Origin of the sequence: Pedobacter jeongneungensis (assembly GCF_000633455.1) — a bacterium.
GTDB lineage: Bacteria > Bacteroidota > Bacteroidia > Sphingobacteriales > Sphingobacteriaceae > Pedobacter > Pedobacter jeongneungensis_A.
On sequence record NZ_AYMG01000009.1, the window covers coordinates 40,117 to 64,522 of the forward strand.

Annotated in this window: 18 protein-coding genes; 6 read left to right on the forward strand and 12 right to left on the reverse strand. The window is 38.5% G+C overall.

Features of this window, described 5'->3' with window-relative positions; translation table 11 throughout:
- Positions 1-9: 9 nt before the first annotated feature.
- Entirely contained in the window at positions 10-240 is a 231-nt protein-coding gene (locus U859_RS0107960) for a hypothetical protein (protein WP_025142875.1), read from the reverse strand.
- A 384-nt stretch (positions 241-624) separates the two neighbouring features.
- On the opposite strand from U859_RS0107960, the gene U859_RS0107965 reads away from it, so the two are divergent.
- On the forward strand, positions 625-825 hold the full coding sequence (locus tag U859_RS0107965; RefSeq protein ID WP_025142876.1) for a DUF3606 domain-containing protein: 201 nt from the start codon (positions 625-627) through the stop codon (positions 823-825).
- Between the two features lie 219 nt (positions 826-1,044).
- On the opposite strand, the gene U859_RS0107970 is transcribed toward U859_RS0107965, so the two are convergent.
- The 5 genes from U859_RS0107970 to U859_RS0107990 all read right to left on the reverse strand — a co-directional run bounded on the left by U859_RS0107970 (position 1,045) and on the right by U859_RS0107990 (position 7,434).
- The gene (locus U859_RS0107970) at positions 1,045-1,365 is read right to left on the reverse strand and encodes a hypothetical protein (RefSeq protein ID WP_025142877.1); all 321 of its coding nucleotides are present in this window, start codon (positions 1,363-1,365) and stop codon (positions 1,045-1,047) included.
- Positions 1,355-1,486, reverse strand: a complete 132-nt coding sequence (locus U859_RS32470; protein ID WP_262496787.1) for a hypothetical protein — start codon at positions 1,484-1,486, stop codon at positions 1,355-1,357. The genes U859_RS0107970 and U859_RS32470 overlap by 11 nt, the downstream gene beginning before the upstream one ends.
- 320 nt (positions 1,487-1,806) lie before the next feature.
- Positions 1,807-2,670 carry an OmpA family protein gene (locus U859_RS0107980; protein ID WP_025142878.1) on the reverse strand — a complete coding sequence of 288 codons (864 nt, stop codon included), beginning with the start codon at positions 2,668-2,670 and terminating at the stop codon, positions 1,807-1,809.
- Between the two features lie 73 nt (positions 2,671-2,743).
- Positions 2,744-5,257 (reverse strand): beta-L-arabinofuranosidase domain-containing protein, encoded by a 2,514-nt coding sequence (locus U859_RS0107985; protein ID WP_025142879.1) that lies wholly within the window; start codon positions 5,255-5,257, stop codon positions 2,744-2,746.
- A gap of 191 nt (positions 5,258-5,448) precedes the next feature.
- Complete coding sequence (locus tag U859_RS0107990; RefSeq protein WP_029985568.1) at positions 5,449-7,434, reverse strand: sialate O-acetylesterase; 1,986 nt, start codon at positions 7,432-7,434, stop codon at positions 5,449-5,451.
- A gap of 216 nt (positions 7,435-7,650) precedes the next feature.
- Between U859_RS0107990 and U859_RS0107995 the strand changes: the two genes are divergently transcribed.
- Both U859_RS0107995 and U859_RS0108000 read left to right on the forward strand, forming a co-directional pair.
- The gene (locus tag U859_RS0107995; protein ID WP_025142881.1) at positions 7,651-7,965 is read left to right on the forward strand and encodes an RNA recognition motif domain-containing protein; all 315 of its coding nucleotides are present in this window, start codon (positions 7,651-7,653) and stop codon (positions 7,963-7,965) included.
- A gap of 185 nt (positions 7,966-8,150) precedes the next feature.
- Positions 8,151-9,404 (forward strand): Na+/H+ antiporter, encoded by a 1,254-nt coding sequence (locus tag U859_RS0108000; RefSeq protein WP_025142882.1) that lies wholly within the window; start codon positions 8,151-8,153, stop codon positions 9,402-9,404.
- 419 nt (positions 9,405-9,823) lie between these two features.
- Here U859_RS0108000 and U859_RS0108005 read toward each other — a convergent pair whose 3' ends face one another.
- From U859_RS0108005 to U859_RS0108015, 3 genes are read right to left on the reverse strand one after another with little or no spacing between them, the layout of a single operon-like run.
- Positions 9,824-11,500, reverse strand: a complete 1,677-nt coding sequence (locus tag U859_RS0108005; protein ID WP_025142883.1) for a sodium/sugar symporter — start codon at positions 11,498-11,500, stop codon at positions 9,824-9,826.
- A gap of 38 nt (positions 11,501-11,538) precedes the next feature.
- Complete coding sequence (locus U859_RS0108010; RefSeq protein ID WP_025142884.1) at positions 11,539-12,690, reverse strand: galactokinase; 1,152 nt, start codon at positions 12,688-12,690, stop codon at positions 11,539-11,541.
- Positions 12,691-12,701: 11 nt separating this feature from the next.
- Positions 12,702-13,763 carry a UDP-glucose--hexose-1-phosphate uridylyltransferase gene (locus tag U859_RS0108015; RefSeq protein ID WP_025142885.1) on the reverse strand — a complete coding sequence of 354 codons (1,062 nt, stop codon included), beginning with the start codon at positions 13,761-13,763 and terminating at the stop codon, positions 12,702-12,704.
- A gap of 160 nt (positions 13,764-13,923) precedes the next feature.
- Here U859_RS0108015 and U859_RS0108020 point away from each other — a divergent pair, with 160 nt between their 5' ends.
- Positions 13,924-14,622 carry an NUDIX hydrolase gene (locus tag U859_RS0108020; RefSeq protein WP_025142886.1) on the forward strand — a complete coding sequence of 233 codons (699 nt, stop codon included), beginning with the start codon at positions 13,924-13,926 and terminating at the stop codon, positions 14,620-14,622.
- 92 nt (positions 14,623-14,714) lie between these two features.
- Positions 14,715-16,526 (forward strand): glycoside hydrolase family 15 protein, encoded by a 1,812-nt coding sequence (locus tag U859_RS0108025; protein ID WP_025142887.1) that lies wholly within the window; start codon positions 14,715-14,717, stop codon positions 16,524-16,526.
- Between the two features lies 1 nt (position 16,527).
- On the opposite strand, the gene U859_RS0108030 is transcribed toward U859_RS0108025, so the two are convergent.
- The gene (locus U859_RS0108030; RefSeq protein ID WP_025142888.1) at positions 16,528-17,298 is read right to left on the reverse strand and encodes an SDR family NAD(P)-dependent oxidoreductase; all 771 of its coding nucleotides are present in this window, start codon (positions 17,296-17,298) and stop codon (positions 16,528-16,530) included.
- A gap of 235 nt (positions 17,299-17,533) precedes the next feature.
- Here U859_RS0108030 and U859_RS0108035 point away from each other — a divergent pair, with 235 nt between their 5' ends.
- The gene (locus U859_RS0108035; protein ID WP_025142889.1) at positions 17,534-18,061 is read left to right on the forward strand and encodes an OmpA family protein; all 528 of its coding nucleotides are present in this window, start codon (positions 17,534-17,536) and stop codon (positions 18,059-18,061) included.
- A 369-nt stretch (positions 18,062-18,430) separates the two neighbouring features.
- Here the strand turns inward: U859_RS0108035 and U859_RS0108045 are convergent, their stop codons facing one another.
- Entirely contained in the window at positions 18,431-18,718 is a 288-nt protein-coding gene (locus U859_RS0108045) for a SelT/SelW/SelH family protein (protein ID WP_025142891.1), read from the reverse strand.
- Positions 18,719-19,560: 842 nt separating this feature from the next.
- Positions 19,561-24,402: a chemotaxis protein CheB gene (locus U859_RS0108050; RefSeq protein ID WP_029985569.1), complete on the reverse strand. Its 4,842-nt coding sequence runs from the start codon at positions 24,400-24,402 to the stop codon at positions 19,561-19,563.
- Between the last annotated feature and the right edge of the window lie 4 nt (positions 24,403-24,406).

A 24,406-nucleotide genomic window follows, 5' to 3' on the forward strand; every position in this document is an offset into this window, starting at 1 on the left:
TCTTAGCAATTATAAATTACATAGGCTGGGCCAGAGTTTTTCTTTTTCCACCTCAACATTCATGGCAGAAAGACCTTGGGCTGTTAACTGTATCTCAAAAGTTACTTTCGAATTTATTATAATTTCATTGGGTATTGCATCCAGACGAAAATGAATATCCTGACCATTTTCATCCATTATGATTCCAATGCCTAGTTCAATATTGATCTGAATAACCTCTCCCCTTCTTTTATCACTCATAAATATCTGTAAAAAAATTTGGCAATTATAATCAAAAAATGTAGAATTAAAAATACATAAACACAATTATACGCACAACTTAAAGCTATACTAAAACGTTTTTTTTCTAATTAAATAAGTAAATATATCAATTCTGATTTTTCCAATCATTATATGGGTTATTCTTACTTAGCAAAACAATTTAGCTATTCAGTAAGCTTTGGATTGTATCGATAGTGCCGTACCTGATAAATCGATTTTTACTAATTAAACTATAGAAAACATAGAGATTACGATTATTTAACACAACTAACTGCATTACAGCTTGTTATTTCAAACAAAAAAAGCTATTTTTATCAAACAAAACGGGTTTTTAAGTGTTATTACCGAATTAATCATCCATCTATGAAAAATCTCAATCAAACCACAGGCATTAAGGAAGAAATTATCCTACTATCCGAAGAAACAGACCGTAATTATTGGGCAAACCGCCTTGGAGTGAGTTCTGAGGTCTTGAAATCAGCAGTTAGAGCCACCAGGTGTATTACATTGAATCAAATTACGGCTTATTTAAACCAACAAAAGAAAACAATCAGTATTTCCTGATTTTTTGGTATTTGAGCTTTTAACTGCACTTAATAAAATGTCATCTTTCCCACGAAAGCGGGAATCTTAAGATGATAGGCTTTAAGATTCCCAACCTGCGAGCTATCGGGTTGGGAATGACAATCTCTCCAATCTTACAGAAGACTGTATTTTATATTGATTTTCATACAAATAGATGAATCATCAAGATGATAATCTGTGATGCAACTTTTACATTGCTTAATGCTTTAACCTGGCAACACAATAAGCCAATAGATTGATCGATTCTTTTGAAATTTTCTTATGGTCAAGGCTATCTTTGATATTGCTAACCGCATTTCCCAGTTTATCTTCTAAAAGATCGAGCATACCCATAATATTTTCTGGTGCCACAGTTAATGATAGAATAGGATAATATTTATTTTCCAGGTCTTTTTTCTGTGTATTTGTCGCTAAATCCAATGTCCACTCTTCGTTTGCTGAAAAGCCATATTCGTGCCTGGTATTGTTCAATTCATACAAAAAAACCTTTGCCTGAACTTTTTGATCATTATTTGCCATTTTTACCCGGTTTTTTGGCGAAGGGATCAATTTCAGTTTTTGCAGATTTACCTTTCCCGGACTGATAATCTGAGGGTGCTTTTTTGTTTACACTGGCCTCTTTCTTTTTGTCTCTACTCATGAATCTTAAATGTTTATTTTTGAATAAGACCAATCATCATTGCATAAACAATTCGGTGACCGGAATAATAAATACTCACCTAAATAAAAGATTAGAGAATACCGTAATGGTACATCAGTGAGAGAAAAGAATAATAATAAGATTACTGATATAATCAAATATACATTAATAAATGGCGAAAACCATCATAGAATTATAGTTATAAAGATATATATTTTAGATGGCCCGAGCAGTTAACTAAATATTAAAAAGAAAAACATTACCTATAAAAAAGGCTGAAAAATTAATTTCAGCCTTTTAAAACGGTATTATTGATAAACTTATTTTTGTGATTGCTCAGGAGCTTTTCCAATCAGATCCATAAACTGATCCAGCTTAGGCGTAATAATAATCTGTGTACGTCTGTTTTTGGCTTTCCCTCCAGCAGTTGCATTATCTGCAATTGGGTTAAACTCGCCACGGCCACCTGCTGTTAAGCGTTTAGGATCGACAGCATATTTAGTTTGCAATACCTGAACCACTGATGAAGCACGTAAGGCGCTTAAATCCCAGTTGTTACGGATATTGGTCTGCGTAATTGGCACATTATCGGTATTACCTTCAATCAACACATCATAAGTATCGTAATCTTTAATGATTTTAGCGATTTTGCTTAAAGTTTCTCCAGCTTTATCAGAAACCTCGTAACTACCCGATTTATAAAGCATATTGTCGGCTAAAGAGATATAAACCACACCTTTAAGCACCTGTACATCAACATCTCCAAGTTCTTCCCTGCTTAATGAACGGGTTAAATTATTGGTTAATACCATGTTAAGCGAATCACTTTTGTTTTTGGCATTTACCAGTTGTTTGATGTATTTATTCGAACTGTTAATTTCATCAACCAGTTTCGAGATATTAACGTTCCCTTGGTTACTCGAGTTTAAACATTTGTTCAGGGCGTCTTGTAAAGCGGTAACATTAGCTCTTTCTGAAGCAATCTGTTCTTCTAAACTTTTTACCCTGCTGGTGCTTCCGCTAAGTTCGCGTTGGCTATCCTGATATTTATTGCTGAGTTCCTGATTTCTTTCTCTCAATTTCGAATAAGTATCCTGAAGTTCAGCGTATTTTTTATTACTTACACAACCTGCAGCAAGGGCCAGGCCAAAGAGCATTAAAGGGATTGATTTGTATAATTTCATAATTTTTATTTTTTTATTGCTAACATGTCAACAAATTTCCTGCCGCAAAGTTTATTATGCACATTAACCGATGTTAAAAAGCGTTAATCTTTACTGAATCGAAGCTGGCCAATGCCTTGTATGCCCTTAATCCTATACTACCAGATTGATATTGGCTATCAGTTGCAGAAAGAACGGCTTTAGCCGATCCGTTTATAAAAATATCAAATTTATCGCCTCTTGCAACAATTTTCAGTGTGTACACTTTGTTCATTTCAACAGGGTATTTTACTGAGCTTAAAACAATCCATTTTTGATCGCTCGCTTTACCTAACTGTACTGTTCCATCAAGTTGATTTAGACCTACGTAATACCCCTGGTAAGCATCAGGTCCGATTGCCGGATTGGAAACCCTGAACATTAAACCAGCATCGCCTGCGGTATTGATCTTTACATCGGCCTGGTAGGTAAAATCTTTAAAATCTGTGCCATTGGCTACATATTTAGAACCATTGATACCGTAACCGCCAGAGCCAGCATTTGAGGCCGAATTAACTTGTCCATCTTTCCAAAACCAGCCACCACCGTAAAAAACCCAATCGGCAGCCATTCCTTTATCAAAATTTTCAATCAGGCTTTTACTTACTTTCTTAGGTTGACCAATTACCGGAAAACAGCTTAAGCGGATATTTTCTGATCCGTAAGGCACTAAAGTGATTTCTTCGTCTTTTTCATTCGAGGAAACCGGACTAAAAGGCACATCAAAAGCAGCAACCTTGTTATATCCTAAACCCCAGGATGGTATTTTTCTACCCTGAATTTTCAATTTCACAGGTGATGCTGCTGCGATAAAAGGATTTTCGGGCATGGTAGATTTTTCAACTTTAACGGTTTTGTTTAAATTTCCCTTAGCTAATAACAGACCGTAATTCCATGGTGATGCGGGACGGATTTCATAATCTGCAAAACCTTCAACGGGATGTGTTTTTGTTATTTTATTTTCGGCTTTGATTTCTAATGCATAAACAATCGGGCCATGCATTACACTTACTGAATTATTTACCTGTGTTTGAGTGCTTATCTGCATTGGGAAATTGAGCTCCAATTGATCCTGATTTTTCCATTCGCGGCTGATCGTAAACATTTCTCCTGCTTTTACACCGCTTAATAAGGTTCCATTTAATTTTATGGTAGGTTTAATGCTCCAGGTTGGAATTCTCAAGATTAACGGAAATGATGTTGACGCTGCAAGACCGATATTGAGTTTAATCTGTTCTTCAAATGGGTAATTGGTTTCTTCGGTAATCTTTATCTTTTTACTTCCTGCTACCAGCGTCTCTATTTCCATTGGCCCATAAGTAATTACGGCAAGGCCATGATCTGGTGTGGCCACTACACTGCTTTTTACAAAGTAAGGCCAGCCCATATGCATATTATAGCGGCAGCAGCCATAACCTGAATATGGACTTGAAACGATGCCAGAGCCATAATCCTGATTAAAGCCATGATCGCCATGTACACTTTGTACCTGATTGGGTAAGGTATAATATGAATGATTTTTAAAATCTCTGCTAAACTGAGCAGGTAAAGCATTAAAAGCAACTTTTTCGAGCTGATCGCCAATTTTAGCCTCATGGATTACTTTGGCAGCAGTTTCTAAACTCTGCATCCATTCTACTACGGTACAGGTTTCTACCCCTTCTATGCTGCTGGTACCGGCAAGAAACTCCGTACCTGAGCCCAAACCTTCTGGCTGACCATGATCGTGCATGATGTGTTGGATTCCTTTTAAAAGGGCATCGCGATTGACAGGCAGATCGTTTAGTTGTGCATAAACAACAGGAAATTTTAATGCCTGAGCTACATTAACCATGTGTTTTGGCTGAAAATCATCCCCATAAAAGTAAAATTCGTTATTGGTATAAATATCTATCCAGGGGTAAGCTTGTTCTTTTAATTTTTCTACCAGCTTTAACAGGTCCTGATCGCCGGTTTTATTGTAAAGCCAGATGGCAATTTCCATATTATCGCCAGCTCTTGATTTGCCCCATTCTTTTAAAGGATCAGCATCTAAATTGGCCAGTTGGTACTTAAAATATTTAGAAAGGAAAGGAATTACCCTTTTATCATTTGTAGCCTCATAATAACTTTGAAGGGCATACATCATAGGCATACGTGGCCACCAATCTTTCATTTTTGGCGGACCAAACAAGCCATTGGGCTGCTGGTTATTTAATGTCCAATCGATATATTTTTGTGCCTTAGCCTTAAGTGCAGGATCATCCAATGTATAAGCTAAAGCCACCAAACCTTTAACATAGTAAGGCACCCGCTCCCATCCGTTACCATCTCCGCCAAGCCAATCGGTATTTTTACCCAGGTTATCTTTTTCAGGATATAGTTCTTCGGCCATTCCTGTTGCACCATCACGCTGTTGTTCCAGCTGCTTTAACAACCATCCTTTCGCTTTTATGCTACCGATAGGCAACTGCACATAAACCTGTTGTTTTAAAGGTGCTTTATTAAACTCGGTTAAATTTTGGGCTTGTAAATTTTGAATGGCTAAACTGGAAATCAGGAAACAAATGGTGGTTACTATTCTCTTCATAAAAAGGATTATTGGTTAGATAATTATTGTTATAAAACTAACAAATATGAGTGAATAATAAAACGATTTAGTAAAAATAGACAAAAGCAAATAAAAAGCTAATAATCAAATACTTGAATACATAAAAACATAAACCCAACAACTTAGATATGATAAATTGTTGGGCTTTTTAAAAAAGGTCATTTTAAAATTTATTTTTTGCCAGAAGTAATACCTTGCCAGGTATCCGTTCTGAATGGCGAGGCCGGAAGGCCATCGTTAGCGATAAGATTTGCTACAGGATTATTTCCCCATGCATAGCGCACGGCAACCGGATTGGCAACCTGATCGCTGCTTACTACAATCTGGTTCCCTTGTATCATTGCTTTGGCCCAGTGAAATTTCTTATCAGCTCCTGCAATGGCAAAACCTGTAAGTGTTGCACCATCTGCCGCTTTTAATCCATTTTCGGTATTGCCAAAAGTTAAACGGATCTGTTTTCCTTCAACTTTAGCCGATTGGTAAACCGGCCCTGAATAATTATTTTTCTGACCATAAGTTTTGGCTAAGGCAATTAAACCCAACCTTCGGCCAACTTCCTGTTTATTTTTAGGGTGGATATCTTTTGCATCGCCAATATCAATAATGGTAGCCATGCCAGTATTTGGTAAAACCAGTGTTTTTTGCTGGGCCTCTCTCAGTTCTGCCCAGGCCGATTCAACCGGGGCATTATCCACCTGCATATAATTAGCCAATTGAACAAAATAAAATGGAAAATCACCCTGCCCCCATTTCTGACGCCAATCTTTAATCATTACTGGAAATAATTCACGGTATTGATAAGCCCTGTCGGCATTGCTTTCTCCCTGATACCAAATGGCTCCTTTGATTGAAAACTGAATAAAAGGATTAATCATGGCGTTATATAAAACCGTTGGTCGGTTAGGGCCACTTTCATCAGCAGGTTTTGGCCCGATGTTATTAAAATTAAGTCCAATTTTATATCTCCAGTCTCCCGCAAGCGAAATTTTCTCACCCGCATTATTTGTCACACTTAAATCTTTGGCCTCGCCATAAATGCCACCGCCGCCGCCACTATCAAAAACACGTACGGTAATTATATTTTCGCCTGGTTTGAGTAAATCTGCAGGTATGGCATAGCTTCTACCTACATTATAGCCGACCGTTTCGCCAACTTTTACACCATTTACATAAGTAATATCGTTATCATCTATGGTTCCGAGGTTAAGTTTTATACCGCTTGTTTTCCAATTTTCCGGAATATTCACTTTCCTGCTAAACCACACAATGCCATCGAAATTTTTAAGTGAAGCTTCTTCCCACAACGTTGGCAAAGTCATGCTTTTCCAGCCTGTAGTTTCTGCTGTGGCCCATTTAAGCTGTCCGGCCTGATAACCAGAATCTTTTTCTGTGGTCATTTTAACCCAGTTGGTTACTTTTTCGTCGTATGAAACCGTTGAAGAATTTTTAGCTGCTTGTTGGATTTTATCAACTGCCGCAGAAAAATCGGTCATTTTTTTAAGCGATTCGGCACTGGTCCAGGCTTCTGCAATGGTTCCGCCCCATGAGGTGTGGATTAGTCCTATTGGAATTTTTGTTTTCTCGTACACTTCGCGGGCAAAGAAATAGGCTGTAGATGAAAATTCGGCAATATATTTCGGACTGCATTCCTGCCAGCCACCGTTGGTTACTTTAGCGTCGCTAAGTGGAGTATTACTTGTAATATGTTCTGCCTGTAATAAACGGATATTGGGAAATTTGGCATCTGCAATCTCTTTTTCGTAATTACTTATTTTCCCCCAGCCAGCCAGGGGCATTTCCATATTGGATTGGCCTGAGCAGATCCATACATCACCAATCAATACATTGTTAAGCACCAATAGTTCTCCATCCGAAATGGTGATGGTATAAGGTCCGCCATAAGCTGGTGTTCCAACTTTGATTTTCCAATTGCCATTGGCATCTGCAATAGCGCCATAATTGATTTTATTCCACGAAACCGTAATTTTAACGGCTTTTCCGGCGGTGGCTTCGCCCCAAATAGCAGCATTTGTTTTTTGCTGCAGCACCATATTATTGCTAAAAACCGATGGCAACAAAATTTTCGCATGTAAAAACTGGAAACTAAAGAGTAGTAACGCAATTAGAAATAAAGATTTTATCCTCGGGATGCTCATATTTGACCTATTTTTGAATGATTAGAAAGCGAATTTACACTTTCTACCGGTCAACATCAATACATTCATCAGCACTTCACATTTTTGTGTTAAAAATGAGGCAAAATTCGTTCAATTGTTTGGGTAAGAATATCATTTTGCTTATTTTGCAGGTCTAAAAGAACAACTCTGGGTTCAAGATCGAATTTGCCGGACGTTCCTCAAATTACTGAATTAATGGTTAAGATTTTTATAGGCGGCCTTCCTGACAACATCCAAGAGATGGATTTGGCAATACTGGTTAGTCTTCACGGCAGGGTAGAAACAATTAAAATTGTGCGCGACAGGGCTACGGGCAAATGTAAGGGTTATGCTTTTTTGGAAATATACAGTCTTCCTGATGCCAAAAACATTGTATCCACTTTAAATGATGAAACTTTTAAAGGAAATGTAATAACGGTTAAAATATCGGAAGAGGACAGTACAGCCAAAGCAGCTAAACCAAAAACCAACCAGCCTTTTAAAAGCAAAAGACCAAGGTTACAGCGGTAATTTTTCTTTAAAGCTCTCTATTACATCCTTATCCTTTAATTTTTTTGTTTTTATAGCGGCAAATATTGATCAATATTTGCTTTCTGTTAATTAGTTTTTGACGATAAACTTTTTTATCCGGTTCTAAACCTATATTTTGCCGGCATTGTTCCGATGCTCATGTAAAACAATCGACATAAACAGATATGGAAAATTATGCCATTGTAATATTTATTTTAGCGGTAATGATCGGTTTATCATCAATTGCCGATCACATTAAAATCCCCTATCCTATTTTATTGATTATTGCTGGTATAGCAGTTGGTTTTATACCTTCTTTACCGCCTATTGATATTAATCCGGAGATTATTTTCCTGATTTTCTTACCGCCGTTACTTTACGATGCTGCTTTTAACATCTCGTTTAAAGAGTTTAAAACCAATATTAATACCATACTTACTTTGGCTATATCGCTGGTGTTTATAACCGCGGTTGGCATTGCTGTGGTGGCACATTATATGATTCCGGGGATGAGCTGGCCGATATCATTCGTATTGGGTGCCATACTTTCTGCAACGGATGCAGTTGCTGCCATGAGCATTACGAAAGGATTGGGCTTATCACATAAAACGAATACCATTTTAGAGGGCGAAAGTTTGGTTAATGATGCTTCGGCGCTGGTAGCCTACCGTTTTGCTGTGGCGGCAGTAACGGGAACTGCTTTTGTATTTTGGAAAGCATCTTTAGAATTTGCTGTTTTAATGGCGGGAGGTTTTTTGATTGGTATGGTCATGTCGAGAATCCTGGCTTTCATCCTTAAAAGAATACACGATAACAGGTTAGCTACCATCAGTTTTATGTTACTGATGCCTTTTGTTACTTATTTAATTGCAGAAGAGGTACATGTTTCGGGCGTAATTGCAGTGGTAATGCTGGGTTTGGGTATTTCGAGATTCAGCAATAAGGTTTTCCCGGAACAGCTTAAAAACCAATCGAAAAATATCTGGGACATTATTATTTTTTTATTGAACGGATTGATTTTCATTTTAATCGGACTGCAGTTTCCGTATGTTTATAGAAACATCAATAGTGCAGATATTTTACCATATATTGGTTATTCTTTGGTGATTACCATTGTCGCTTTGTTACTCAGGATGGCACGTGTTTTTCTACAGCGGTTCAACCTTCAGAAAGCTTTTCAAAAAGGAAAACATAAGATTACAGAAGAGGCGTTATTGGATTTTAAAAACAGTTTGATCATCAGCTGGTCGGGTATGAGGGGTATTGTTTCTTTGGCTATTGCCATCGGATTACCGGCTACTTTATCTGATGGAAGTGCTTTCCCGCAGCGTAATGCCATTATTTTTATTTCTGTTGTGGTTGTACTTTTTACGCTTATCGGGCAGGGACTTACGCTCCCCTGGCTGGTGAAGAAACTGGCTACGGAGGATGAAGGATAATTTGGTGTTTTTCAACCACCGAGTTCACGGAGAAAAAATCACAGAATTCACATAGATAAATAAACTTTGACAATCTTATAGGCACTGTGCATAAAAGATTGTCAAAGTAAACGATAAATCGTGATATGTCATAAGCTCAATAGCCCCCTCGACTCCGCTCAGGGTGACATACCGAGGTGATAAATCTGAAGGAATATCCCAGAGATCTGCATTTTCCATGATTTACCACCGAGTTCACAGAGAATATAGAGATAAACTTTGACAATCTTACAGGTACTGACCCCAAAAGATTGTCAAAGTAATTAATTGGACTTATTGCTTAATCATTAAGGAATTAAGGCAGTTAAGAAAACTTTGACAATCTTACAGGTATTGCGCCAAATAGATTGTCAAAGTAAATGGTGATTGATCTGAATGGTTTACCAATAAACGCTGTAAAGCGCAACCAATAAGCCTATGATGATTAAAGCGCCAACTGCAAAACTGGTTGATGTTTTAAACATTTTAGCATCAATGGCCAGGCCTTTAGCTTCGGCCTTAGCTTTGTTACTTGCTAAACTAATGATTACCATACCAAGGATACAGAATATAAACACGAAGCCCATTCTATCTAAAAATGGAATTTCGTAAACACCAACAGCATTTTTTACAGAGAAGCCACTTCCTGATAACCACGAAAGATCGGTAAGGTTAGGTAAGAATTTAAGCAAGATTGAAAGGGCAAAACCACCAATGGTCGCAAATAATGCGGCACCAGAAGTTGTTCTTTTCCAGAAGAATCCCAAGATAAACATGGCAAAAATACCTGGAGATACAAAACCTGTATACTCCTGAATGTATTGGAAACCTCCTTTTTTATCGATACCCAGGTATGGGGCAATTACTACGCCCAGGATCATGGCCACAACAATCGAAATTTTACCTGTTGTTACGAGATTTTTCTCTGATGCTTCAACATTTAATACCTTCTTATAAATATCCAAAGTAAAAATGGTAGCAATACTGTTCGCTTTACCAGCTAATGAGGCTACAACAGCAGCAGTTAATGCAGCAAAAGAAAGTCCTTTTAAACCTGCAGGCAGCAAGTTTAACAATACCGGATAAGCGCGGTCAGGATTTACCGAACCACCCTGAATCATTTCTGACTGGAAAGCACCATCTTTATATAATACATAAGCTGCAATGCCCGGTAAAACCACTATGATCGGCATTAATAATTTTAAGAATGCAGCAAAAAGAATCCCGCCACGGGCAGTTTCTAAATTTGCACCCAAAGCACGCTGGGTGATATATTGATTACAACCCCAATAGTTTAAATTCACAATCCACATACCACCTACCAACACACTTAAACCCGGTAAATCAATATAATTTTCATTATCTGGTTTCAAAATCATGTGGAAATGCTCTGAAGCTTTTGAAGTCATTAAGCTATAACCCTCAAAAATTCCTGAAGTACCATAATGGGTAGATACCAGGTTTAACGCCAGATAAGTAGTTGCTAATCCACCCAAAATCAGGAAAAATACCTGGATAACATCGGTATAACCGATTACCTTCATCCCGCCAAGTGTAATGATGATGGCGAAAACGGCAATGGCATACATACAAAAACGCAAATCAAAGCCTGAAATACTGCTTACAGCCAAGGCACCCAGATAAAGGATCGATGTTAAGTTTACCACCACATACAGCAATAACCAGAATACCGCCATAATCATAGCTACTGTACCGTTATAACGCTGGTGTAAGAATTGCGGCATTGTTGCAATTTTGTTCTTTAAATAAACCGGGATAAAGAAAACGGCTACAACGACTAAGGTTAAAGCGCCCATCCATTCGTAAGTTGCAATGGCCAAGCCCATTTTAAAGCCCGATCCACTCATGCCAATAAACTGCTCGGCAGAAATATTCGATGCGATTAATGACGCACCAATGGCCCACCAGGTTAAAGAGCCTTCGGCAAGAAAATAATCTTTGGAACCGGTAGATTCTGATTTTTTCTTATTGTAAATGTAGAGCCCGTAAGCGGCTACAATAACGAAGTAGATTGCAAATACAATGTAATCCTTCGTGTCTAATAAATTGTTCTTCATTGATTTATTTTGGTTAGTGTACCTGAGGTAATTTTATTTTAATTGTATAAACTGGTACCGTTATCGGTTTGTACAGTGTAGGCATCCAGCTTAAGTCCAAACTCCAGTAAATATTTTGATGCAAGTTCTTCGATGAGATCTGCAATTTTCTCTTCTTTAACAATATTAATGGTACAGCCACCAAAACCACCGCCCATCATCCTGGCGCCTAATACTTCATCAAGTGGTTTAACAGCATCAACCAAAAAGTCGAGTTCTTTACAACTTACCTCATACTCTTTGCTCAAACCTTCATGCGTTTCTATCATCAGTTTGCCCAGGCCTTGCAGGTTTCCGTTTTCCAATTGCTCTGCTGCGCTTAACAAACGGGCAATCTCTTCTACTACAAAACGGCACTTGTTGTATACATCTATGTCCATGGGTTTAACATAAGCCTCAAGCATGTTTAAATCAACATCACGGAGTGTATTTACATTTGCATAATGTTCTTTAACCCAGGCAACACCCTGTTCGCACTGCGCTCTTCTTTTGTTATATGCCGAATCGGCTAACGCATGTTTTACATTGGTGTTTAGCAGCAGCAGTTTATATCCGTCCAATTTTAGCGGGATATAACTGTATTCCATTGATCTGCAATCGAGCATAATCGCATGATCTTTTTTACCAAACACAGAAGCGAACTGATCCATAATACCGCAATTAACACCTGCAAAAGTCTGTTCTGCTTTTTGTGCGATTAAAGCAATATCCATTTTCGGAACGGAAAGCGAAAAAAGCTGATCGAGTGCAAAACCTGTGGCACACTCAACTGCAGCCGAAGATGATAAACCTGCACCCAATGGCACATCGCCATCAATATAAAAATTAAAACCACCTAGTTTATAACCTCTTTCCTTTAACTGATCGGCCACTCCTAAAATGTAGTTGGCCCAGCTATTTTCTGATTTTTTTAAATCTTTAACCGATGAGATATCAAATTGCTGATAGCTTTCTGAAAACAGGTGTATATCATCGTCTTCTCTTTTAGATATAGCGACATAAATGGCCTTATCAATTGCAGCAGGCATTACAAAACCACCATTATAATCGGTATGCTCTCCAATGATGTTAATCCTTCCGGGAGAACGCACTAAAATCGGTTCAGCATTGAAAAGCTTTTTAAATGTATTTTTTAAATGTTGTGCATTCATTATCAATATTTTTAGTCTTCAGTCTTGCTGATCTTATAGTGTATGGTAGACATTTCCTTTAAACGGTTTGCGGCAAATTCAGGTGTAATATCACGCTGAGGGTTCGCCAGCATCTCATAACCCACCATAAATTTCTTAACGGTTGCCGAACGCAACAATGGTGGATAAAAATGCATGTGCCAGTGCCATTCAGGGTAATATCCGTTGTTTACCGGCGTTTGGTGCATCCCTGCTGAGTAAGGGAAAGCGGTTTCGAACAGGTTATCGTATTTAGTTGTGAGTACTTTAATCGCCCCGGCCAATGATTTCTTTTCTGCCTCGCTAAACAATTTGATACTGTTTACATGGCGTTTACTGATGATCATGGTTTCGTAAGGCCAAACCGCCCAGAAAGGCACCAGTACCACGAAATGATCGTTTTCAAATACAATACGCTCATTTTTTTTCAATTCCAGCTTTAAATAATCGGCCAATAAACTTCTCCTGTGAATGGCATAGTAAGTTTTCTGACGTTCAGTCTCTTTGGCAATTTCCAATGGGATATCGCCCTGCGACCAGATCTGTCCATGCGGATGCGGATTGCTACAACCCATTATATCTCCCTTGTTTTCGAAAATCTGGATGTATTTGATCCAATCGTTTTCGGCAAGGCTATTGAATTCATTTTGCCAAACATTTACCACCGCGGTGATGGCTTCCACACTCATTTCTGGTAGTGTAAGGTTATGCTTTGGACTAAAACTAATTACCCTGCAAAGTCCGCGCTGGTTATTGGCAACCAATAAATCATTCTCGTTCATATTTCCGGCAGGGGTATCTTCCAGCAAGGCTGCAAAATCATTGTTAAAAACAAAACTTTCGGTATAATCAGGATTGCTATCGCCATCTGCCCTGCCATTGCCCGGGCATAAATAACATTTAGGATCGTATTCGGGGCGGTTATCGGGTGTTAGCGCTTCAACCTTACCCTGCCAGGGCCTTTTAGTACGGTGTGGGGAAACTAAAACCCATTCTCCGGTTAATATATTTAACCTGGTATGCGGATTACTGTCGAGTTCGAATGTTTGGTTCATCTTATATTTTCAATTGGTTAGAAAAAGGAAGTCATTTTACTTCACCCGTCTAAGCCGCCAAATTATAAAATTAATATTAATTGTCAAAACGACAATTAATATTAATTTTTATATTCGTGAAAAATTGAACATATTAAGCCTTTAAAACCTCTTATAAAAAATGATTGAATATTCCAGACAGCCGCATTACCTTGTTGCTGTTGACTGTATCGTATTTGGATTTGATGGCGAGCACCTTAAAATTCTTCTTGTAAAGCGCGGTTTAGAGCCCGAAATAAATAAATGGAGCTTGATGGGCGGTTTTGTTGGTGCTGATGAAAGCCCCGATGATGCCGCAAACAGGGTGTTAAAAAAAATGACAGGTTTAGAAGGTGTGTACCTGGAACAGCTGCAGATTTATGGCGAGCCTAAGCGCGATCCGATAGAACGTACGCTTTCTGTAGGTTATTTTGCTTTGATTGATATTCATAAATATGAAGCACAGTTAAACGACGATTACGAAGCAGAATGGTTTTTGATCAACGAGAGGCCTAAACTGATTTTCGACCATAATGAAATGGTTGCAGATGCGCGGAAAAAACTGAGGTACAAAGCAGCCCTCCACCCTATTCTGTTCGAAATGTTGCCTAAAAAATTCACCATACCGCAGTTGCACATCCTTTTTGAAGAGGTAAACGATACCAAAATTGATACAAGAAATTTCAGCCGTAAGATTACTTCAACCGGATTATTGATCAAACTGGCTGAAAAAGACAGAACAGGCTCTAAAAAAGGGGCATTTTATTTCAAACTCGACAAAAAGAAATATGCTGCCAATGCCCAGGCTTTTTTAAACCTGATGCCAAATTTGAAGGTTTAATTAATTTTGTATTTTATACTTCTGGTAGTGCTGTAAAAGGTAAAACAAAACCGAAGCGTTATTCCTTTGCTTAGGTAGTTAATACCTTAAATATGGCAAAGCACAAAAAAAGACCTTTTCAACCTATAGAAAACTATGGCGTTATTGGTAACCTGAAAACCGTTGTGCTGGTTTCTTTAAAGGGATCAATTGATTTTTTGTGTGCCCCTAGGTTTGACTCACCTAGCGTTTTTGCTTCCATGCTCGATTCGGAAAAAGGTGGTTATTTTTCTGTTGAGCCACAATTGGAAAACTGTACCAGCAAACAGCTTTATCTGCCTGGAACGGCAGTTCTGCTTACCCGTTTTTTTGCCGACCAAGGCATTGCCGAACTCAGTGATTATATGCCACTATCAAAGGAAGTGGATTTTCCCAGTGCCATTGTAAGGCAGATTAAATCCATCAGGGGCAATATTACTTTTAAGGTTTTCTGCGTACCCAGTTTTGGTTATACTGAAAGTCCACATACTACTCATCATGAAAGCAATGAACTGATTTTCTTTTCGAAAACCGAAAAACTAACCCTAAAATTAAAAGCCGATGTGCCCTTGCATATAGAAAAAGGTACGGGTTACGCTGCTTTTACGCTTAAGGAATCGGAAACCGCACACATCATCATGGAAATTATTGAGGATGAGCAAGAAGGAGCCGATTTAAACCATTATACCGAACATGGCTACCGCAAAACAGTAGATTATTGGCGGACATGGATCAACCAGACTACATATAAAGGTCGTTATGACGAAATCATCAGGAGATCGGCCATAACCCTCAAACTGCTTACTTCAGCCGAATTTGGCTCGGTAGTAGCTGCTCCAACTTTTGGCCTGCCCGAAACCATTGGCGGGGACAGGAATTGGGATTACCGTTTCACCTGGATCAGGGATGCCGCTTTTACGATGTACGCTTTTTTAAGACTTGGCTTTTTTGATGAAGCCACAGCTTTTATGGACTGGATATTTAACCTCTGCCAGAAAGTTGACCTTCAACTGGTGTACCAGATAGATGGAAATGCGAAAATTAAAGAAGTAGAAGCCGATCAGTTTGAAGGTTACCATTCATCTAAACCTGTACGCATAGGTAATGAAGCTGCAAGTCAGTTGCAAATCGATATTTACGGCGAACTGATTGATACGGTGTATATTTACAACAAATCGCACAAACCGATTACCTACGAATTTTGGACATTGATTGAAAAGCAGGTTGAATGCGTAATTAAACAATGGAAAAAACCTGATCATGGGATCTGGGAAATCAGGAGTGAGAAAAAGGAATTCTTACATACGCGTTTGATGTGCTGGGTAGCATTGGACAGGGCGATTAAAATTGCCGAAAACCGATCGTTCCCCTACCCTGAAAGGGAATGGCACAACATCCGCAGCGAGATTTACGAAGATATTTACCATAATTTCTGGAATAAGAAACTGGGGGCCTGGGTACAGTATAAAGGTGCTACACATGTAGATGCGAGTGCGCTGCTGATGCCCTTAACACATTTTATCTCACCATTAGAACCCCGATGGCTTTCTACTATGAAAGCGATTGATGAAGAACTGTTGCTGGATGTACTGGTTTACCGCTACAAAAACGGCATGACCAAAATAGATGGTTTAGAAGGTGAAGAGGGTACTTTTAACATGTGCTCTTTCTGGTTTATAGAAGCACTCGCCAAAAGCGGGGAAGTGGAGCGTGCTGTAGAAAATTTTGAAAAGATGATCGGTTATTCCAACCATCTTTTATTATTTAGCGAAGAACTAGGCAGAAAAGGCGAACATTTAGGCAATTTCCCCCAGGCTTTTACACACCTTGCCTTAATCAGTGCGGCTGTAGAACTGAATAAACAACTGAGTCGCGAAACCGGTTAGCCTATTGTTCTTCGTAATGATAAGTTAAACCACCATCCACAAAATAAGTTGATCCGGTTACATAAGCAGCTTCATCTGACGCGAGGAAAGCCACCACATTGGCCACATCTTCTACCTTGCCCATTCTTTTTAAAGGGATGTTCTGTAATACTTTTTCCAATTGTTCTTTATCTTCTAATAAATCCTGATTAATCGGTGTAGAAACCGCACCAGGCGCTACATTATTAATCCTGATGTTAAAAGGGGCCAGTTCTGTAGCCAGGTTTCTGGTCAGCATTCTTAAACCGCCCTTACTTGCACAATAAGCCGCAAAATGTGGAAATACGATTTCTTCATGTACCGAACTCATATTGATTACCGTGCCAGCTACTTTATGCTCGCGACAGTAGTTTACAAAAGACTGGATTCCAAAAAAAACACCTTTTAAATTGGTATCCATTACCAGGTCGTAATCTTCTTCTGTTACCTCCCAAAAATCGGCCTTCTTCTCTACACCTGCATTATTGATCAGAATATCGAGCTGACCAAATTCTTTTACGGCATCGTTTACCAGCTTAACAGCTTCTTTCGCCTTGCTTAAATCGGCGGCTAAAAATACCGCTTTCTGTCCCAGTTCTTTGATCTGGGCAATCAGTTTTTCGCCCCGCTCATCAAATTTATGTCCATTTAAAATAATATCACAGCCCTCTTTTGCTAATTTTAACGCACATGCGGCGCCTATTCCCTGGCTGCTTCCCGTAATTAAAGCTACTTTGTTTTTAAAACGATCCATATCTAATTTTTTATAATAGTTAAAGAAAATTAAAGGGAATATGTTTGCAGAAAATAGCATTAAAACCGCATTGATTTAAAATAAGTTACATCGAAGGAGATCAGGAAATGGCAACTAAATTATTATGATTAATACGGAAAATATAACTTCTTAAATAAAACACCGTTATACGTATAATCATTTATTAGTATGTTTGGGCAACAAACACACAATAAACTTAAATTAATCTTTAAACATGAACATTACAAAAAATCTCCTATTTACCACGCTTATTGCTTTAGGTACACTTACCATGTACTCTTGTAAAACCAAAAAACTGGTAGCAAAACCAGCACCTGCTCCTGTTGAAAAGCCAGCGCCACCTGTTGAAGAGAAAAAAACAGCACCTGAGCCAGAACCAGAAAAACCAGAACCGATTGAAAAACCGAATTTTAATTTAGATAACATCCAGTTCGAGTTTAATTCGTTCGTACTTAAAACTTCTTCTTTTCCTATTTTAGATAAAGCAGTAGCCGAAATGAAAAAATCGCCTGATACTAAATTTATACTTAATGGGTATTCATCCGCAGAGGGCACACCAGAGCACAATATGTCGCTTTCAATCGACCGCGCAAACTCCGTAAAATCTTATTTTGTTAATGCAGGTTTAAATGGCAACAATTTTACCATTGTTGGTCACGGTGATAAAGATCCGATCAGTCCAAATACTACTGAAGAAGGTAGGATTTTAAACCGTAGAACTGAAATTAAGGTTCAGAAGTAAGTATAAAAAATAATTAATAAGACTATTTAAACCCCGCAGACTTTAAAAATCTACGGGGTCTAAATTTCACAATTTATTAGTAAACACGCTAAAATACTTATCAATTTTAGTCTGGGAAGCAATTATAGTAGCATTTGGGGAATGCAGTCCTGCCCCCAAGCTGCCGATGAAAAATTGGCAGCTCGCTAAGGTCAGGTTAGTTATTAGCCATTGTACAACTATCCATAATCTATAAACCCGATCGAAAGCGGTATTCCGATTTTTCATCGGAATTTAGCAAAGAGCGGGGCTGAAAACCCCTATAAAAAACCGAACCTCCATTTCCAAAAAAATTTAGCAGTTTTTTTGACTTTAGGTTAGCAACCTGTATTACCCTTGTTTAACATCAGAATGGCCAAGGTTCATTGAAGGATTTACTTCATCACGGATAAGCTGCTTTAATTCTTTAATCTCAGGAAAGCGCTGCATCTGTTTCCTATCGAAAATCAATTTTTCATTCACGGTTATTGTAAAAACCCCAGAAGTTTCACTTGGTAATAAAGTTACTCCTTTTACCTCATCAACAAAAGTGATTAAAATTTCCTGCGCCATATATGCCGAACGAAGCATCCAGCCACATTTAGGACAATAGGTGATGTTTATGAGCGGTTTTTCCATGATTTTTTTTCACAAGAATACGTAAAGTAATGGAAGATGTGATATGAAAAGGAATGATGGGGGTAAAATAACCAATGATCAATCTATCATGACCAATAGCAATTGTTTTAGGATTAATCAATAAACATTAATGATAAGGAAAATTATGGAAGATGTAAGATGGATGATGAAAGTAAATAACGAATAATCAATATGCATTAGTCCAATTAATAACTTTGAAAATCTTTTTTGGCTCAATGCTCAGAAGATTGTCAAAGTTTTCTTACTGCCTTTATTTCTTAATGATATATAAAATAAGTCCTTAAGTCAAGGATCGGATGTTTGAAATTTGAGGTATAAAAAATAACGCTGCGATCTCCTCGCCTTTTCTTTGTGGCTTTTGCGGTAAAAATAGAAGAGGTCAGATTAACCTTTACCTTCTCTTCTCTCTATCGGGTCTAAAAATAATATAAAAAACAAAAATTCCTGCCAACAAAAAAACAATGCCTAAAATTAAATTTGCCCTATCATCCATATTAAAGCAACACCACGATGCCCAAATAGTTGGGATTAATTACACAACCTGAAGGAGTATTTCAATAACACTGAACAAAATGAACTAAACAAGTTTTAGGCTCAATTGTTATCAAAATAGAAAAGGGGTATCCACATCCATGTTTACCCCATTTCAAATTACTCCCGTGTTAGAGGAATTATTAATACATTGATTAAGCACATTTTGTTTGCTTTGTCTTGATTATCATACATTATAAATTCCAAATAGGTTAAAATAAGTAAATAGCGATCATTCGACTCCGCTCAGGATGACGAGGCTTAGAAAATATTCAACTTATAACAAACAGCTATTTATTTTTCAATGGAATTTTAAACCAGAATTCAGAACCTTCACCCTCCTTACTGTTTACGCCTATATCGCCACCATGCCTTTCAACAATTTCTGCTGAGATATATAAACCGAGGCCAAGCCCTGAAAAGCTATGTGATGAGGCTTCTACCCGGAAAAAGCGGTCGAATACAAATTGCGATTTATCTTTAGGAATGCCAATACCATAGTCCCGAACGGCAACCAACAGGTAATCTTCTTCTGTTTTTGCCGAAACTTCAATTTTATCAGCATCGGGCGAATATTTAATGGCATTTGAGATAAAATTACTCAATACCTGTTCAATACGGTTACGATCGGCATGTATCTGTACATCAGTTATTTGCTGCACAATACTGTGCCTGTTCAAACTTTCCTGCAAACCATCAATGGCATCTTCTATCACTCCGGCAATGTTAAAGTCAGAGAAGTTGAAAGTCATTTTACCAGCCTGTATCTTGGTTACATCCAATAAATCTTCAACCAGCGCTGTAAGTTTTCCAATTTGTCGGTTGGCCTTATCTACGAACTCATAAATCTTTTCGAATTTCTGCTGTTCGGCCATTCTAAGCGCAAACTGCAAAAAGCCCTTGATACTGGTAATAGGCGTTTTCAGCTCGTGACTGGCAATACTCATAAATTCATCCTTACGGTGCATCAGCTCTTTTGTGGCCTGTTGCGCTTTCATTAAATCGGTGACTTCGAAGCCAAAGAAAGCGATCCCATCTATTACACCTTTATCAGAAAATACAGGGTTTAAGATCATATCGAACCACTTTTCTACTGATTTACCTGTAGTTTTATTTACCTGATCAATTTTATAGGCATTGGCTACATATGTTTTGCCTGTTTGCATTACCCGATCTTCAATTTCCAAAAGTTCGGGTGATTCAAATTTAGATCCATTCCCAATCCTTGAGCGGCCGATATAATCCGTACCTCCATCAAAGGTTTTAAAGGCTTCGTTCACAAATTCGTATTTAAGCCCCTCACCTCTGCGGATGGTAATTAATGCAGGTGCATTTTTGAAGATGCTATAAAACTCGTCCTGCTGTTTTTTGATGAGTTTTTGGAGCTCTATACGCTTTTTCTCGGTATGTTTTTGTTTACTGATGTCAATCACATAGGTTACAGCACCGTTTGGTACTTCTTCATCGAGCAGTGCAGAACCAACTAAAACATCTACAGGAACGCCGTCTTTATTAAGGTACTGTTTTTCGAAAGGCGGACAAAAGCCTTCTTCTTTTAACAATTTAGCAGATATTTTACTGATTGGCATAAAAGCTTCAGGTGTAATCTGCATCCAATCGATATTTCCATTTTCGAAATCAGACCTTGTATAACCTAAAAGTTTTAAGAAAATATCATTGGCATCTTCTATCCTACCGGTTTCGGTGTTGCTAAATAAGATCCCGATGACGTTGGATTCGAAAATCTTTCTGAATTTACGTTCGGTAGAATTCAGTTTTACTTCGGTATCTACCAGTTTCGAAATATCAACAATAGAGCCCACCATGCGGTAAGGGGTTTGCAGATCATCCAGTAAAATACTTCCACGATCGAGCAAAGTAGCATAACTACCATCGGCTTTTTGTAAACGGTACTGCGATGTCCATTGTGTTTCGTTGTGGTTAATGGCATCGTAAACACTTGTTTTTACACGTTCGCGGTCATCAGGGTGGACTTTATCAAACCAAAAGGCAATATTATCCGTTTGAGCATCTTTTTCATAACCAAACATCGTGGTAAAGTTGTCACTCCGCCACATGGTATTTTGCGCCAGGTTCCAGTCCCAAATGGTATCGTTAGTGGCATGCGATACCAGGTTGAAACGTTCTTCACTTTCGGAAAGTTTCATGGTACGCTCTTTCACCTTCAACTCCAGGTCGGCATTGAGCTGACGCAGGTTTTCGCGTGTGCCTAAAAGCTCGTTATAATTTTTCTTCAGTTTCTGTTCAGCCAGTTTTTGCTGACTGATATCAGTCAAAGTGGCCACAAAACCATCAGACATTTTTACGGCAATAAGCTGACACCATTGTTCTTTAGAAAACTGTAGTTCTGTTTCGAGCACTTTTCCGTTTTCAACAACGCCAACATATTTATTAAAAAGGTTGCTTACAACCAGTTCAGGTATCATTTTAACCAGCCTGGCCCCTGTTAATTCTGCTTTATTCTTGTTTAAAATACTCAGCGCAGAATCATTAAAGGTGCTGCATTCAAAATCTATGATAAAATGTTTGGCATCCCTTACGGCCCTGAAGGCCAAAATACCATTTAAACTTGCATTGAAAACTCCGCTGATGATATTATTAAGTTCGGTAATCTTTGAAATATCAACAAAAGAAATCACTACACCATCCACTCGCTTATCTTTCCTTAAATAAGGCATAATACGCATTAACGAACGGGTATTGTTTTTTAGTTGTACTTCTTTTTCAATGATGTGGCCGTTTAACAATACTTTTCTGATATCACCGGTAAAGCTTTCAGCTTTAATATTATTCGAAATATGTTCAATCGAACGGCCAATATCTGCTTCAATCAAGTTCACCATACTGATGGCAGCAGGGTTAAATTTGCGGATAATCATTCCGGCATCCAGAAAAATCTGCCCGATATCCGTACTCCTGAAATAATTGTCCAGATCATCATTCAACTCGATGAGTTCTTTGATTTTAAGCTGATGCTCAGTATTTAAGGTATGAAGTTCCTCATTTAGCGATTGTAACTCCTCGTTGCTGGATTGCAGCTCTTCATTGGCGGAAAGCAGTTCTTCATTACTGGATTGAAGCTCCTCGTTGGTCGTCTCCATTTCTTCAACGGCCATCTGCAGGTTCGAACGGGTTTCGTTCAATTCGGCTTCCAGTTCGAATACATATTCGGACTGCGTAGCGTCATGAAAACCGGGCAGTGCCAGTTCATCTTTACCGGCAACTATTTCTAAAACATGTTCGGCAAAAACCACCATGGTAAATCCATTGGTATTGGCCGGATCAGACGGTACTACAGAGATATTAACAAATACATTATTCTTAAAACGGATCTTTTTTAAGGCTACTTTTTTATTTTCTTTCCAGGCTTTTCTCAGTCCGGTATTGAGTACTACCGATACCTCTCTCGGTACCATTTTTAAGATATTCAGCTCAATGCTTTGCTCGGGCAGGGATAAATATTGACGGTAATCGCCAACAGCATCCTGCATAATATAGGCTTTATCTATAAATACCGCTACATAACCCAGATCTGACGAAAGAAAATCGGCCAGACGTTTTTCGAGCGGGCTTTGTATCGTTTCAGTAATACTACCTTTTTTCCGCTCTAAACCAGCGGCGGTTCTGGAGCCGGTATTATAGGTGTTGTACGTGGAATAATTGATTTTTCCGGTTTTCTGATAAATTTTCGATTTACCCGAAATTTCAGTTAATCCAGCTTTCATGGATGAAGCGGTTTCGCTTGAGCCGAGAAAGAGGTAACCATTGGGCAGAAGCGAAAAATGAAATATCGAAAGAATTTTTTCCTGAAGGATGCTGTTTACATAGATAAGCATGTTTCTACAGGTAACCAGGTCGTTTTTGATAAAGGGCGGCGATTTAATTACATCGTGTTTTGCAAACACAACCTGCTTACGTAAGCTTGCGATCACGCTGATGTATTTCCCTTCCTGTATAAAGTATTTTTTAAACAGTTGGGCTGGAATTTCTTTCTTTACGGTAAGCGGGTATTGACCCTTGGAAGCAATTTCAATACTTTTTTCGTCAATATCAGAAGCAAATATTTTAATCTCGATTTTTTTACCAGAGCGGTCTACACAATCATTTACCATTGCCGCAACAGAATAAGCTTCTTCTCCGGTACTACAGGCACATATCCAGATTTTGATTACATCGCCATCTTCTTTTCGTGCTACAATATCCTGTAAGGCGTATTCGTTAAGCTGCGCAAAAGCCTGCTCATCCCTAAAAAACTTAGTTACACCGATGAGAAAATCCTGAGCTAAAATTTTCACTTCATGCTCATTCTCCCGTAAAAAGGCAACATAACGGTCTAATTTTTTCATGCCCCTCTCATTCATCCTCCGGCCAATGCGCCTGATAATGGTTGGGGTTTTATAGAGGTTAAAATCGTTGCCGCTGCTGTTGTGTACCAGCTTAAATATTTCATCAAGCAGTTCTTCATTTACCTTACCGTTTTCGAGTACCTTAACTGGCTCTTCATTTACATAACTAAAAAGCTCTTCCTGCATCCTTGAAGGGATCATCACATGATCAGCATTGCCTGAGGCGATGGCCGAATTGGGCATACCGTCGAATTTGGCAGAAGCCGGATCCTGAACAATCACCATCCCACCATTTTCTTTAATACTTTGGATGCCTTTGGTACCATCAGTTCCTGTTCCGGATAGGATAATGGCAATGGCTTTCTCCTTTTTATCTTTGGCCAGGGTATATAAAAAATGATCTATTGCCGTATTTGGTGCTTTAATCTGCGATTTTTCGGCCAGTTTTAACCTTCCTTTCACCAAAGTCATGAGTTTATTGTTGGGAATGATATATACGCAATCTTGCTGAATGGCCATATCATTTGCGGCTTCAAACACCTTCATGTGGGTATGTTTGCCTACCAGCTCTACCAGTAAACTTTTATAATCTGAAGAAAGGTGCTGGATTACGACAAAGGAAAAACTCGAATTTGCGGGCATGTGGTCGAAAAATTCGTGAATAGCCTCCAAACCTCCGGCAGAAGCGCCAATAGCAACAATATATTTATCGTAACGCTTATTAACTATAAGATCATGCTTTTCCTTTTCCTGCTTTTTTTCCATCAGG